The sequence below is a fragment of the Thalassospira sp. CH_XMU1458 genome, from assembly GCF_037027205.1.
GTDB lineage: Bacteria > Pseudomonadota > Alphaproteobacteria > Rhodospirillales > Thalassospiraceae > Thalassospira > Thalassospira tepidiphila.
In genome coordinates this window covers 172896-188286 of sequence record NZ_JAYMDW010000002.1, presented here as the reverse complement: position 1 = coordinate 188286, position 15391 = coordinate 172896, and the positions used below count along the sequence as shown (strand labels likewise).

Here is a 15391-nt window from a genome sequence, read left to right as displayed (position 1 = left end):
TCGGTCTTAGACCAGTTTGATTTTGGGTTCGGTGCTTGGTGGTGTTTCTGCCACCTGCCCGTCTGTCAGTTTCGAAACAGCTTCGAACTGGGACAAGAAAACCTCGCCGGTCAGCTCATCAAGAAAGTGGGTCTTTTTCAGGCGATCCATGACCGGGCCTTTGACCTCGGACAGATGAAGGGAAATGCCCATTTCCTCAAGCCGGTGGTTGATCGCCTCAAGCGACTCAAGCGCGCTTAGATCAATCTCGTTCACGGCCGAGCACATCAGAACCACATGCTTTAGGTTCTTGCACCCGACCACCCGGTCATAAAGGTAATCCTCAAGATACCGCGCATTGGCGAAATAAAGGCTTTCATCAATCCGGATCGTCAGGACCGATGGATGGGTTATGACCTTGTGGCGCAGGATGTTGCGGAAATGCTGGGTGTCGGGCACAAGGCCGACCTCGGCAATATGCGGGCGTGATGTTTTATACAAAAACAGCCCGATCGACAGAACCACACCGGCGGTCACCCCGACCTCGACCCCAAGACCAAGGGTCAGAAGGATGGTGGCCAGAACCGCGATGAAATCCGCCTTGGAATATTTCCAACTGGTTTTCAGGATCGAGAAATCAACCAGCGACAGCACTGCAACGATGATGGTGGCAGCAAGGGTTGCCTTTGGCAGGAAATACACCAGCGGCGTCAGCGCCACGGCGGCAATCGCCAGACCAACAGCGGTAAAGGCCCCGGCCGCAGGTGTCTGCGCGCCAGCATCAAAGTTCACGACCGAGCGGGCAAAACCACCCGTCACCGGATAACCGCCCGTAAAGGCCGCCCCGATATTGGCCGCCCCCAGACCAATCAGTTCCTGATCCGGGTTGATGCGTTGACGGCGCTTGGCGGCAAGTGTCTGCGCGACAGAGATCGACTCAACAAAGCCGATGACAGAAATCAGGATCGCCGGCACCAGAAGGTCCGCCATCAGCCCCGGGCTGAAGTCCGGCATGGTCAGCGGCGGCAGGCTTTGCGGAACCTCGCCCACGATCTTGACGCCTTTTTCGGCCAGACCAAGATACCAGGTGGCTGCTGTGGTGGCGAAAACGGCAAAGACCGGGCCCGCCTTGGTCAAGACATCAGCCATCCGCACGCCAAGGCCAAGTTTACGTAAAGTGGGTTTAAGGCCCTTGCGCACCCAGAACAGGAAGCCGGTGGCACAAATGCCAATGATCAGGGTCGTCTGATTGGTTTCGGGAATATGGGCAATCAGAGAGGTGACGATTTCCCAAAGGTTATGGCCGCCGGCATCCACACCAAGGATGTGTTTGAGCTGACTGGCAGCAATGATCATGCCCGATGCAGTGATGAAACCGGCAATCACCGGGTGGGAGAGGAAGTTGGCCAGAAAGCCCAGCTTGAACACCCCCATCGCAAGCAGGATCGCCCCGGACAGGGCCGCAAGCGTCAGGGCGGCCAGCGCATAGCCCATGGTGCCGGTTTCGGCAATATTGCCAACGGCTGCCGCCGTCATCAGCGAAACAACCGCAACCGGACCGACCGCAAGTGCGCGGCTGGTGCCAAAGATGGCATAAAGAATGATCGGCGCGATGCAGGCATAAAGCCCCGCCTCGGGTGGCAGACCGGCCAGCAACGCATAGGCAAGCGATTGCGGGATCAGCATGATCGTCACGATCACGGCTGCAATCATGTCATTGCCAAAGGCCGTCCTGTCATAAGTCTGTCCCCAGTCAAAAATCGGGACATATTTCCGAAGCATTTTGAAACGCATTGATCGATCTCTTAGATCAGAGTTGACCCAAGGCAGCGTGATCGCTGCCTTGGGTGAGGAGTGTTTTAGGCGCCGGTGACTTTTTCAGGCTTGGCCAACCATTCCTTGCCGCGCAGCATTGCCTTCCAATAAATCGGCGGCAGGAGCTTTTCCTTAAGCAACCAGGCAAGGTGCGACGGTTTGGTGCCATCAATCAGCCACTTCGGGAAGGACGGCAAAAGTGTCCCGCCATACCCGAATTCAGCCAGAACGATGCGGCCACGTTCGACGGTGAGCGGGCAAGATCCATATCCGTCATATTGCGCGACCGGGGATTTGCCATCGATGTCGGCAACCACGTTTTCGGCAACCACCGGGGCCTGTTTGCGGGCTGCAGCAGCCGTCTTGGCATTGGGCGCATTCATCACATCGCCCAGCGACCAAATATTGGTAAAGGACTTGTGACGCAGGGTTGCCTGATCGACATCCACCCATCCGGCGGCATCTGCCAGCGGGGACACACGAATGAAGTCCGGTGCCACCTGCGGCGGGCAGACATGGATCATGTCAAAGGACTTCTCAACGCGTTCGACCTTGGTGTCGGGCTTGGCAACATCGAACCAGGCCTTTTTCGCCTGACCATCAATCGCCACCAGATTGTGGAAGAAATCGAGATGTGCGTCGTATTTCTTCACATAGCTTTCAAGCGCCGGGACATAGTCCTTTACCCCGAACAGCACGCCACCGGCATTGCAGAAATCGATATCAATGTTCTTGAGAACACCGCTGCGATGCCAGTGATCGGCCGAAAGGTACATCGCCTTTTGCGGGGCACCGGCACATTTGATCGGCATCGGCGGCTGGGTAAAGATCGCCTTGCCTTCGCGCATCGAGGAAACCAGTTCCCACGTGTAAGGGGCAAGGTCATAACGATAGTTTGACGTCACACCATTACGACCAAGCGTTTCAACCAGACCTTCAACCCGGTTCCAGTCAAGCTTCAGCCCCGGGCAAACGATCAGACGGTCATATTTGACCACCCGGCACCCATCAAGGATGACGGCATCGTCTTGCGGCTCAAACGCGGCAACGGCGGCCTTGATCCAGTGCACGCCCTTGGGGATCAGCGATCCCATGGTCTGGGCCGTGGTGCTGGCTTCAAACACGCCACCGCCAACCATGGTCCAGCCCGGTTGGTAATAGTGAATGTCGGCCGGATCAATCACCGCAATCTCAAGGCCCGAACGGCGCGCGATCAGGCTGGATGCCACCGAAATACCGGCAGCACCGCCACCGATGATCACGACGTCATATTTTGCGTCGCCCTGATCGGTCGGCGTTTTGCCGCCATTCACAATCCGGCGGACAACACCGCCCATGTCATAACCGGCCGCCTTGGTGGCGCGAAGGATTTCGCTGGTATCAAGATGCGCGGCCTGGCTCAGCGACCAAAGTGTCGTTGAACGGGTGCCGGTGCGGCAATAGGCAAAGACCGGCTTGGGCAATTCATCATAAAGGCGGCCAAAGTCGCGGGCGTCATCATCGCTGACCTTGCCCGAAACAATCGGCTGATAGCGAACCTCAAGCCCGGCTTCCTTGGCCGCGTTTGAAATCTCTTCAAAGGTTGGCTGATCGGCGCCCTCGCCGTCCGGCCGGTTACAGACGATGGACCGGAAGCCGCGCTTGGCGATTTCCTTGATATCGTCTGCAACGATCTGCGGACTGACGGAGAACCCGTTGCTTATTGTTTTGATTTCCATGGCTTTTCCTCACCTGAGTGTTGATCAGAGCCCGTTTACCGGGACTTTCAGCATTTTTTTGCCGCTGCTATCCGTCGGCACCTGACCGGCGCGCATATTGACCTGAAGCGACGGGATGATCAGACGCGGCATATCAAGCTGGGCATCACGCTCGGTGCGGAACTTGATGAAGTCTTCGCGGGTCTTGCCTTCGCCAACGTGGATGTTGTGCTTTTTCTCTTCGCCCACGGTGGTTTCCCACTTGATCTCGCGACCGTTGGGGCCGTAGTCGTGGCACATGAACAGACGCATATCGTCCGGCAGCGCGAGGAGCTTCTGGATGCTGTCATAAAGCGTCCCGGCATCACCCCCCGGGAAGTCGGCACGGGCCGAACCGCCATCAGGCATGAACAGGGTATCGCCAACAAAGGCGGCATCGCCCATGACATGGACCATGCAGGCCGGGGTATGACCCGGCGTATAGATGGCAAAACAGGTCATGGAACCGACCTGATAGGTATCGCCATCTTCAAACAGGCGATCAAACTGGCTGCCATCGCGCTGGAATTCGGTGCCTTCGTTAAACACCTTTCCAAACGTGTCCTGCACAACGGTGATCTTGCTGCCGATGCCAAGCTTGCCGCCGAGCTTTTGCTGAATATAGGGTGCTGCCGACAAATGGTCGGCATGGACATGGGTCTCGATGATCCATTCCAGTTTCAGGCCGTTATCCTTGATAAAGGCAATGATGTTATCGGCGTGGGTAAAGGTGATTCGACCCGCCGCATAATCGATATCCATCACGGAATCGACAACCGCACAGGCGTTGCTTTCCGGGTCCTTGACCACATAGCTGATCGTGTTGGTGTCTTCGTCGAAAAAGGCCGTAACTTCGGGTTTTACGGACATATTGACCGGGTATGCAGACATGGATTCCTCCTAAACAACTGCCTCCGTGCCGCCTTATGACTGGCGCGCACCGGATGGATTTGCGATGTCCCTTGCCCGCCTTGTTTGCGGACAAAACATCTGGCTATGGTCTTTATTTTAGGAGTTCGCGATGTGCACTTCAGTGATGAAGTCACCAAGCATCGCAACATTAACACCTAATAATTCTAAAGTCGTAAGGCGGCCGTACTTGCGGCTGCAAATCTAGCTCTGCGCCAGTTTTGCCAACGCCGCGCGATCAATCAGCCGGATCGTGCCACGTGATTGTTCGATCCAGCCCCGACGCTGGAATTCCTGAAGCTGGCGTGAAATCACTTCACGGGCAGAGCCCAGTTCGACGGCCAGTTTCTGATGGGTTGCCGAAACCTTATCGTTGTCCCCGGCCAGTTCGATCAGCTTGTGGGCAAGACGGATATCAAGCTTCTGGAACGCGATTTCCTCGATCACCATGAACAGATCGGTGATGCGTTTCGAATAGGCGGTAAAAACGAACTGGCGGAACTCGATTGAGTCCGAGACAAGCTTGTCAAACACCTTGCGCGGGATCGCCACTGCGCGGGTTTCAGTTTCGGCAATGCCCTCGGCCGAGTAATCCTCATAGGCCAGAAGGCAGGCCGTGGTCAGAACGCAGCTTTCGCCCGCATGAACCCGATAAAGAACGATTTCACGACCGGTATCGGATGTCTGCTGCACACGCACTGTGCCATCAAGTAGCAACAACAGGTGTTCAGGCGATTTGCCCGGTCCGAAAATGACCGTGTTGGCCGGAACGGTGACGATCTTGCTTTCTTCGACAAGGTAGGATCGGATGGCATCGGGCAAACGTGACAGACCCGGAAACTGCTCGATCCAACTCAAAACCTTATCCCCCTTGGAAGCGTGGATTAAAACTACATCCCGTTCGATGTAAAAGTAAATTATCCCCGATGCAACTGTACTTTGGAATATCTACGAAAACGGGCAGCAAATTGCTGCCCGTGCTGTGATGATATGCCATTATGGCGCGATGGATGCGCCTTACTCGGTTTTCTGTGGCGGGATGTGCAGATTGCCCTTCTCGTCAATTTCCCAGAACGGATTAAACGCCACTTCCCACGCATGGCCATCCGGATCACGGAAATAACCGGAATACCCACCCCAAAAGACCTTTTCGGCGGGCTTCTGGATTTTGGCCCCGGCCTTCTCAGCCTCTGCCATCACCTGATCGACTTCTTCTTCGCTGCGCGCGTTATAAGCCAGCGTCAATCCAGCAAAGCTGGCACCTGTGTCGTCATCAAAGTGCCCGTCTTCCTTAAGCGCTTCGCGCCCGAACAGACCAAGGGCCAAACCGTTGGAGAGCTGGTAAAAAACCACCTGCCCTTCGACCACTTCGGTCATCTGCCAGCCGAGGCCACCTTCGTAAAAACGCCGTGATCGATCCAGATCCGCAACACCCAGAGTAATCAGCGAAACACGCTGTTCCATTTCACGCTCCTTGCTGTGCGCACCCGAAACCCGACTAAACTTAACACGCCCGATTTTCACCGCCGAGCACAGACTCGGCCCTATTTGCAATTTCGCAGCGCAACAGGGCCGCAATTTTATTGCGCGTAAATCGGTACCGGAATAAGTAAATAATAAGTTGACCTTACGTCAACAGATGCAATCAGGCGTTTTGCATAGTGCGATGCGACTTCGCTTTGAAAAAAGGTCAGTCTTTATTACCATTTCAAGGTCAGGCACAGGTCCCGCACACCCGACCTGACAGATAAATTAAAGGTCATACCGAAACACTGCACAAACACCCATATCAATAAAAGCAGTGCATTGGGCCCGAAATGACCCCGCATATCAGAGAGATCTCAGGGAGACCGGTCATGGCACAACAATTGGCGGCAGTCCAACTCGACGACAAATACACGCTTGAGGAAGGCCGGGTTTACCTTACAGGTATTCAGGCACTGGTCCGTTTGCCCCTGATGCAGCGCCAGCTTGATGCGCGCGCGGGGCTTAATACTGCCGGGTGCATTTCGGGATATCGCGGATCGCCGCTGGGTGGACTTGATCAGCAGCTTTGGCGCGCCCAAAAATTCCTGACCAAACAACAGATCGAATTTCAGCCGGGCGTGAACGAAGACCTTGCCGCCACCGTCGTCTGGGGCAGTCAGCAGGTTAATATGTACAAGGATGCCAAATATGATGGCGTCTTTGGCATGTGGTATGGCAAGGGCCCGGGCGTTGACCGGTCCGGTGACGTTTTCAAACACGCCAACCATGCCGGCACGTCCAAGCATGGCGGTGTTCTGGTTCTGGCCGGTGATGACCACAGTTGCAAATCATCCACCCTGCCCCATCAGACCGAATATGCCTTTATCGATGCGCAGATCCCGGTTCTGAACCCGTCCGGTGTTCAGGACATTCTGGATTACGGCCTGCATGGCTGGGCGATGAGCCGCTATTCCGGTTGCTGGGTGGCGATGAAAACCATTGCCGAAACAGTGGAAAGTTCCGCCGCGGCCGATGTCGCCCCGGATCGCATCACCCCCGTCATTCCGACCGACTTCCCCATGCCCGAGGGCGGCCTGCATATCCGTTGGCCCGATACGCCCAAGGAGCAGGAACATCGCCTGATGAAATACAAGCTCTATGCCGCACTGGCATATGCGCGGGCGAACAAGCTGAATAAAACTGTGATCGACAGCCCGAATGCGCGGCTTGGCATCATCACCACCGGCAAGGCTTATCTTGATGTCATGCAGGCATTCGATGACCTTGGCATTTCCGAAGAAGACGCCGCCAAGATCGGCATTCGCGTGCTTAAGGTCGGCATGAGCTGGCCGCTGAACCGCGAGGATGTCCGCGAGTTTGCCCTGGGACTTGAGGAAATCATCGTGGTTGAGGAAAAGCGCGCGGTGATGGAAAACCAGGTCAAGGAACAGCTTTATAACTGGCGCGAAGACGTTCGCCCGACCGTGATCGGCAAGTTCGATGAAAAGGGCGAATGGATCCTGCCATCGATGGACGAACTGACCCCGGCCCGCGTTGCCGTGGTTCTGGCCGAACGGATCAAGCGGTTCTATGACAGCCCGGCCATTCATGAACGCATCGACTGGCTTGCCGAAAAAGAAAAGGAAATTGCCGAACCGCGCCCGGATGTTGCACGCATTCCGTGGTTCTGCCCGGGTTGCCCGCATAACAGTTCGACCAAGGTCCCCGAAGGCAGCCGCGCCATGGCCGGTATCGGGTGCCATTACATGGTCAACTGGATGGATCGATCCACCGAAACCTTTACCCATATGGGCGGCGAAGGTGCGACATGGATCGGACAGGCACCGTTCACCCATACCAAGCACGTTTTCCAGAACCTGGGTGACGGTACCTATTACCATTCAGGCTCCCTCGCCGTTCGGGCTGCGGTCGCATCGGGTGTGAACATTACCTATAAGATCCTGTTTAACGATGCGGTCGCCATGACCGGCGGACAGCCGGTTGACGGGCCACTGACCGTGCCGCAAATCACACGCCAGATGTTTGACGAAGGTGCAAAACGCATCATCGTTCTGTCCGATGAACCCGAAAAATATCCGATGGGTGCCGACTTTGCGCCGGGTGTCGATATCCGGCATCGCGACACACTTGAAGACACCCAGAAAGAACTGCGTGAAATCGAAGGCGTTTCGATCCTGATCTTTGATCAGACCTGTGCGGCCGAAAAACGCCGTCGTCGCAAACGCAAACTGATGGTTGATCCGCCCAAGCGCGTGTTTATCAATGATCTGGTCTGCGAAGGCTGCGGTGATTGTGGCGAACAGTCGAACTGCCTTGCCGTCGTTCCGGTCGAAACCGAGTTTGGCCGCAAACGCGCGATTGACCAGTCGGCGTGCAACAAGGATTTCTCCTGTCTCAAGGGCTTCTGCCCAAGCTTTGTCACCATCGAAGGCGGCGAACTTCGCAAACCAGATGCCGCCGCCAAGGGTGATACCGGTACGGATGCAGTCTTTGCCAGCCTGCCGCGCCCGACCCTGCCTGAAATTGACGAACCCTGGTCGGTTCTGGTCACGGGTGTTGGCGGCACGGGTGTTGTCACCATCGGCGCGTTGCTTGGTATGGCTGCCCACATCGAGGGCAAGGGCATTGTCGGCCTTGATATGGCGGGCTTGGCACAAAAAGGCGGGGCTGTTGTCAGCCACATCCGCTTTGCCAACGATCAGAACAAGCTGCATGCCGCGCGCATTCCGGCCGGTGAAGCCAATGTGGTTCTGGGTTGTGACCTTCTGGTTGCGGCAAGCTATGAGGGGCTTGCCAAAATGCGCCGGAACTTTACCCAGGCGGTGATCAACACCCATGAAACCGTCACCGGCGCCTTTACCCATAACCCGGATTTTGAACTTAAAACCAACGAGCATATGAAGGTCATCAGTGACGCCTGTGGATCTGATGCGGTTCATTTCGTTGAAGGCAGCGACATTGCGACCCGCCTGATGGGCAATTCGATTGCGACCAACCTGTTCATGCTGGGCGTTGCCTGGCAGCGCGGCCTGATCCCGATCAGTGAAGAGGCGCTTATGCAGGCGATTGAGCTTAATGGCGTGTCGATTGACATGAACAAGCAGTCCTTCCATTGGGGACGCCTGTATGCCCATGACCGTGATCGCGTGCTCGGGATCGTCGGCCCGAACGAGGCCGAAGCCCACCCGATTGCGACCGAGCTTTCCGATATCGTCGCCAAGCGCCGCGCCTTCCTGACCGATTATCAGAACGCGGCCTATGCCGATCGTTTCACCGCCCTTGTTGATAAGGTTGCAGCGGCCGAGAAACGCCTTGGTGACGAAGATGATCTGGCCCGGACAGTGGCGAAATACTACTTCAAACTGCTGGCCTATAAGGACGAGTATGAGGTTGCCCGTCTTTACACCGATCCGGCGTTCATGAGGAAGGTCACCCAGACCTTCACCGGGGATTACAAGATCAACTTCCATCTTGCCCCGCCGTCGCTTGCCAATGCCGATCCCGAAAGTGGCAAGCCGCAAAAGTCGGTTTACGCTCCGTGGATGATGTCGGCGTTCCGCATGTTGGCGAAACTGAAGTTCCTGCGCGGCACCAAACTTGATCCGTTTGGCCGCAACCCGGAACGCAAGATCGAACGCCAGTTGATCACGGATTACGAAAAACTGGTAACCGAGGTCCTCGACGGCCTTAACCACGAAAATGCCCGCATCGCCAAGGCGTTGCTGGCCCTGCCCGAACACATTCGCGGTTACGGCCACGTCAAGGAAGAACACATCGCCAAGGTCAAGGTGCGCGAAGCCGAACTGCTTGAACAGTTCCGCAACCCGCCCGAACATCTCAAGGCGGCGGAATAAGCCAAAAATCAAAAGGGCCGCATGATGCGGCCCTTTTTTTTGTTACTCAGACAAAGCGCGGAAACCGGCTTTGGAATTCAGGCAGAATGCGCATCGCGCCCTCTCGCAAACTTTTAACAGACTTTTCCTGACGTTTGCGTTGGCGGTAATCCGCAATCATGTGGTCGGTTGACTCAAAGCCATCCTCGATCCCGCGATCAAGGTTTTCCCAAGTCCAGTCATAGTTGATGTGCGGAGAAACCGGGATTTCAACAATGTCGATCTTGCGGCCACTTTCGGCGACTTCACGTTTGAAGGCAGCAACAGCATCTTCGCTGGCCGATGCGGCAAACAGCATGATCAGGTTATTCAGCGCGTCATAAAGGTTTTCAGGCTGACGCACCTGCTTAAGATCAAGAATACGGCTGACCCAGACTTCATCAACATCCGGATGCAGGCGCAAGAAATCAAAGAAGTTGACCGTATCAACGGTCGCCCCCTCGCAATAGGTATCGCCGTTGATTTCGACCGGCTCTTCGATAAACGGCAAGGCAGAACAGGCACACAGCGTCTGCGCGTTCATCTGTGGCAGGTCGTAGTGACCAGGTTTGTTGGTGAAAAGTTCAAGCCGCTGCTTGGAAAGGTTATAGGCGTTGTGGAACATGGCTGGCTTGTCGGGCTGATACAGCCGATCAAAGTTCAGCCGGTCCAAAAACATGCTGTCGGGTGAATAGATCTTGGCCAGTCCCTTGGTCTGGGTCTGATAGATCGATCCGACCAGAAGACGCGACAGGGGATTTGCCGCCAGAAAGCCGTTTAGCAAAACATCGTTGAAATTGTGCGGCGTCCAGTATTTCGGATTGCCCATGAAATGCTGCACATGTTCAACGGCCTCGCCGATGGCGTCTGGCACGATCAGCCCCTGATAGCTGTTGGGGTTAAAGAAGTAATTGAGTTTGTTGGTGAAATCAGAAAAGAAGTCCGGTGCAAAGGCCGATGCAATCGGGAACCGTTCATAGACACTTGCGGGCCGGAAAATTTTACGAAAAAAGGCGATGGTTTGGTCAAGTTCCTGACCCTCGTCGGCCTGATGCCAGGCAACCGAGAGCCAAGCGCCGATACAGGCAGACGACCAGATATCAAATTTTATATCCGGTTCCTGCTGCAGACGCTTAAGCACCCCGATGCTTAAGCCAACAGCAGGCCCGCCGCCTGACAGAAAGATAGCTCGTTTGATCTTTTCCACGTCGCGATCTCCTTGTTGAAAACCGAATGGTTCGGTCCAAACAACATGGCGCAAACGATAAGAATGCCATCGCGTGCACCACCGCTCACCCCCAGGAGATACCAGTCCGTCTTTGCGGACCTGTAGATACAGCCATCATTATAATGATTTTAAGCCGCTACATTTGAGACAATTCTTCAATAGTGATGTGACAAAATGCGCGATTACGTATACTTAGATATATTAAATCTGGTAATTCATATACTAAATCGCACTTTTGATCAGAGTCATGTTAAGTATTTTCTAAAATATGCACTCAAAACCCCACCCCATTAACTTAACAAATATTTTACAAATTGATCTATTTTACTTGAAACACAAAAACCGCCCGAAGGCGGTTTTTGCTTTCTGGATATGATTACTTTTTAGTCGTAATAACCCACCATGAAAATCTTGCCGTCATGGGCTTTCACCCAGGTTTTCTTTTCGGCAAGTTTTTTGGTCTGCGGATGAGTCCAGGTGTAGTTGGACCAACCACCATCCGGCGATGCCTTTCCGGTTTCGACCATGTCACGAATGATGAACTTGCTGTTCACATCCTGAAGGTCCCAAAGGCCCGGGTTGTTAACAAGCTTCGGGTTGATCGCGTGTGTCAGGAACGTACCTTTTTCGCCATCAGCAACAATGACGTAAAACTCGTCAAATACGAATTCACCGGACTTGTCGTTGAACATATCAAAGGATTTCTCCTGCCCGACGTCGTCATAAAGGGCGATTGCCTTATCCACCAGATCCTTGGCGGTTGCTTCCTTATCCTGGGCCATGGCCGACGATACACTCAAAACCATCAGCAACGACGCCAGAGCCGCACCGAAAGAACGCAAAACCTTATTCATCCTGAATTTCCCTTGTTGATCATAGATAGATGTCGTGATTGACGATTGGTTGGTTGAAACAAATGAACACAAAGGTCCGTCAGACGGCGCGCAGCCGTGCAACAAGACCATCAACCGAACTGCTTAGCCCTGCCATTTCGCGGCTAAGCTCAGCGGTTGCCTCGCCCACACTTCCCGCAGAATCACGGGTCGCCCGGGCAATGTCGCGCACATCACCAATGCCGCCTGACACGGTTTCCGCATAACCGGCAGCCTCGGTGATACTGGTGCTGATCTGGCCTGTCGCATTGCCTTGCTCCATGACAGATTCAGCCGTCAGTCTCAGAATTTCGTTGATGCCCTGAACGCTTTCGACAATCGTTCGGATCGCCTCAACCGCCTGTCCGGTTTCGGCACGGACATTGGCAATTTCAGATGCAATTTCCTCGGTCGATTTCGCCGTCTGGCTGGCAAGGTTTTTGACCTCGTTGGCAACAACGGCGAACCCTTTGCCGGCCTCACCGGCACGGGCCGATTCAATCGTGGCGTTAAGTGCCAGAAGGTTGGTCTGCTCAGCAATATTGCCGATCAGGGCAGCGACATCCTCGATACGGATGCTGGCTTCTTCAAGACGGCGGATTTTCTCATCGGCGTCGCGGGCCTGTTCGCTGGCTTCCTGTGCCTGACGGCTACTTTTCTGGATTTCCTCGCTGATATTGGCAATCGCCGAGGCCAGGCCGGATGCCGCCTGGGCGATCTCGCCCATGTTGTGGCTGGACTTGCCGGATGCATCAAAGGCGTTTTCGCTCTGATGGTCGGTGCGCTCGGCATTGTCGAGAAGCGCTGATGCAGATGCGCCGATCTCCTCGATCGCGGCACTGACTGCCGTTGCTGTGCCCTGTACCGACGTTTCAATATCGCGCGCCAGTTCCTGCATGATCAGGCGTTTTTCCTCGACCGCACGGGCTTCATCCTGCAGGCGCTGTTCTTCCGCGGCTTCAAGGCTTTCGGCGTTCTGGCGGAACACCTCAACCGCATCGGCCATCTTGCCCATCTCATCCTTGCGCGCGGTATAGGGAACCGATATGTCGGTTTTGCCTTCGGCAATTTCGCGCATGACATGGGTCAGCTTTTTGACCGGCGCACCGATCAGGCTTGCGATGACAAAACTGATCACCGCCATGGCGATAGATGCCGACACAGCCGCGATAATTGTCTGATCCTGTGCCGAACTGCCAACTTCCATGGCCGCACCGCTCGCACTGTCCATTCTGAGTTCTGCGGTTCCGCGCAGCTTGGAAAGAATGTCCATCAGTGCTTCATAGTCGGACTGTGCAGACCAGGAAAAGCTGAGCGCCCCGGTATAATCAATGTCGAGCATGCCAAGGACCTGATTGACCTTGCCAAGATAGCCATCAAAGCGTTCCTGCGCATCAACCGACATCTGGCGGCCGGATTCCGGGAGACTTTCGTTTTCAAGCAACGTTACGAAGGACTGACGCGCTTCTTCGATCTGGGTTTCAAGATCCTGGGAAACGGCTTCCATCCGATCCCCTTCAACACCGGCGGCAGACCAGGAAAGCATGCGATAAAGGGTCTGGTGCACCCGGGTCACATTGCGATCAATCTCGCCAATATCCTTGACCTCGGGATATGCCTTGCTGACAGCGAATTCCAGACCATCAGAAAGTGACATGATGGCCCGCCCGCCAATCAGGCTGACAGCGATGATCGCAATAACCGCAATTACCGGCAAAATGGAAAGTTTGGTCCCGATATTCAGATTCGCAAAAGTCTTCATTCTTTGGATATCCAAAATTGACATTCACAGATGACATCAGGCGGCGTCGTTACTTGCCGCCAGAAGTTTGGCAACAGTCACGTCGCCGGTGGTATTTCGATATGCAGAAAGAACATCGTTGGTCGCGCGATAGCCGTCCCCGATGCTTCGATCGAGGTTTTCCCACGTCCAGTCGCAGCTGATATTGGCTTCAACCGGGATTTCGGTGACCCGGATATCGCGCCCGCTTTCGGCGACCTTGCAAGTGAAGAGCTTGACGTCATCTTCACTGGTGGTTGCCGCATACAGCATCACCAGATTGTTCAGCGCGTCATAAAGATTTTCGGGTTGGCGGATCTGTTTGATGTCAAGGATGCGACTGACCCACACCTCGTCGAGATCGGGGTTCAAGCGCTCCCTTTTTAGGGCGCCGATGCTCAAACCAACTGCTGGTCCACCACCAGCCAAAGCGATCGCACGTTTCTTTTCCGCCATGTCATCGTCCCCCGACGAAGGAACCGGGCGTTACACCCAACACGGGCCAGTCGACACAAAGGTCAAAGACAGAAATCGAAAACTGCTCAGTCTGGCCCAAACGTTCTCGCAATGCTTATATTGCATCGCACAAACACAACCCTTAGACCAGTGCGCTTCGTCACACCTAAACCTATACGTTTTGATACTACTCAGATGTATATCAAAAGTTGAAATCCACATTATTACCTAAATATCAACAACTTAATGCCATTCATAAATATGAAATAATAACAGGAAACTATCCTTTCGAGAGCCTATCCCAATACATTTTCCTTTGAAGAAAACTTGTTTACTCGCGCTGCTGCGGCCTGTCCGAAGGAGATCAGGAGCTTTTTTCGACGCGCTGCGGAAAGCTTTTTTTCCGCACTTGCACGGATGATCGCGGCCTCAAAGCGGTCGGCAACGATCAGTCCGACATCATCAGGAATCAGATCCTTGGGAAAGTGCATTGGAACAGCAAAAAAGAACCGGTCACAGTAATCCAGATAGCTATGCCATTTTTGGTCGACACGGAAATCCTCGACCGATGATTTAACCTCGACCGCCCACAGCTCCCCTTTGGGGCCAAGCGCCAGCACATCAAGCCTGCGACCATTGCCCAGACGAAGCTCCGTCAGGCAGGCCATTTCGTGATGATATAACAGCCGACAGACACCTTCGGTGACCTCGGCGGTGATTTCGGGGCGGGATGCGGTTGTCATGTACCAAGATTACAAACGCAAAAGCCCGCTTGAAAGCGGGCTTTTGGTATTCTCGGCAGGTCTGCTGACAGGATGGTGTCAGCTCATACCCAGCGCACGTTTGTACACTTCCAGGATTTCTTCCTGTTCGGTGCGCTCGTGGTCTTCCATTTTGCGCAGACGAATGATCTGGCGCAGGATTTTCACGTCATAGCCAAGCGCCTTGGCTTCGCCATAGACTTCCTTGATGTCAGCCATCAGGTTGGCTTTTTCTTCTTCAAGGCGTTCGATACGCTCGACATAACTCGCAAGCTGATCGGCTGCGATACCACCGACTTCGGTCATCAATTCTTCTCCGATGATGGATTGCACAGCGGATATCCGATGCGCGGAATTCAAAGGGCCCAAACCCGTTTCGGCGCGACGATACTCAATGCACCGGTCGCTGACAAGCCGTTAGAGTCTGCTCCGATTAGCTTGCATCGCTTTTGTTAGTGTTTGGCGAATCTGTTTGGCAAGGCACAGCGCGAAGGG

The 15391-nt window shown here is 54.5% G+C and carries 12 protein-coding genes; 1 reads left to right on the top strand and 11 read right to left on the bottom strand.

The window, feature by feature from the left end:
• Positions 1-6: 6 nt before the first annotated feature.
• The 5 genes from WBY09_RS08245 to WBY09_RS08225 form a co-directional block, all read right to left on the bottom strand.
• Positions 7-1773: a SulP family inorganic anion transporter gene (locus tag WBY09_RS08245; protein WP_336232474.1), complete on the bottom strand. Its 1767-nt coding sequence runs from the start codon at positions 1771-1773 to the stop codon at positions 7-9.
• Between the two features lie 65 nt (positions 1774-1838).
• Positions 1839-3512, bottom strand: coding sequence for a TIGR01244 family sulfur transferase (locus tag WBY09_RS08240; protein ID WP_336232473.1), 1674 nt, complete (start codon positions 3510-3512; stop codon positions 1839-1841).
• A gap of 24 nt (positions 3513-3536) precedes the next feature.
• On the bottom strand, positions 3537-4421 hold the full coding sequence (locus WBY09_RS08235; RefSeq protein ID WP_008891352.1) for an MBL fold metallo-hydrolase: 885 nt from the start codon (positions 4419-4421) through the stop codon (positions 3537-3539).
• A 222-nt stretch (positions 4422-4643) separates the two neighbouring features.
• The gene (locus tag WBY09_RS08230; protein ID WP_336232472.1) at positions 4644-5297 is read right to left on the bottom strand and encodes a Crp/Fnr family transcriptional regulator; all 654 of its coding nucleotides are present in this window, start codon (positions 5295-5297) and stop codon (positions 4644-4646) included.
• Positions 5298-5456: 159 nt separating this feature from the next.
• A complete protein-coding gene (locus WBY09_RS08225; protein ID WP_336232471.1) occupies positions 5457-5903 on the bottom strand; it encodes a VOC family protein in 447 nt (148 codons plus the stop codon).
• A 392-nt stretch (positions 5904-6295) separates the two neighbouring features.
• Between WBY09_RS08225 and WBY09_RS08220 the strand changes: the two genes are divergently transcribed.
• A complete protein-coding gene (locus WBY09_RS08220; RefSeq protein ID WP_336232470.1) occupies positions 6296-9781 on the top strand; it encodes an indolepyruvate ferredoxin oxidoreductase family protein in 3486 nt (1161 codons plus the stop codon).
• A gap of 46 nt (positions 9782-9827) precedes the next feature.
• On the opposite strand, the gene WBY09_RS08215 is transcribed toward WBY09_RS08220, so the two are convergent.
• The 6 genes from WBY09_RS08215 to WBY09_RS08190 form a co-directional block, all read right to left on the bottom strand.
• The gene (locus WBY09_RS08215; RefSeq protein WP_336232469.1) at positions 9828-11006 is read right to left on the bottom strand and encodes a patatin-like phospholipase family protein; all 1179 of its coding nucleotides are present in this window, start codon (positions 11004-11006) and stop codon (positions 9828-9830) included.
• A gap of 404 nt (positions 11007-11410) precedes the next feature.
• A complete protein-coding gene (locus tag WBY09_RS08210) occupies positions 11411-11881 on the bottom strand; it encodes a cache domain-containing protein (RefSeq protein WP_008891347.1) in 471 nt (156 codons plus the stop codon).
• 79 nt (positions 11882-11960) lie between these two features.
• Positions 11961-13661: a methyl-accepting chemotaxis protein gene (locus tag WBY09_RS08205; protein ID WP_197145236.1), complete on the bottom strand. Its 1701-nt coding sequence runs from the start codon at positions 13659-13661 to the stop codon at positions 11961-11963.
• Between the two features lie 36 nt (positions 13662-13697).
• On the bottom strand, positions 13698-14135 hold the full coding sequence (locus tag WBY09_RS08200) for a hypothetical protein (protein WP_197145237.1): 438 nt from the start codon (positions 14133-14135) through the stop codon (positions 13698-13700).
• Positions 14136-14431: 296 nt separating this feature from the next.
• Positions 14432-14878, bottom strand: coding sequence for an MmcB family DNA repair protein (locus WBY09_RS08195; protein ID WP_197145238.1), 447 nt, complete (start codon positions 14876-14878; stop codon positions 14432-14434).
• 78 nt (positions 14879-14956) lie between these two features.
• A complete protein-coding gene (locus WBY09_RS08190) occupies positions 14957-15202 on the bottom strand; it encodes a DUF2312 domain-containing protein (protein ID WP_007090950.1) in 246 nt (81 codons plus the stop codon).
• Positions 15203-15391 lie beyond the last annotated feature (189 nt).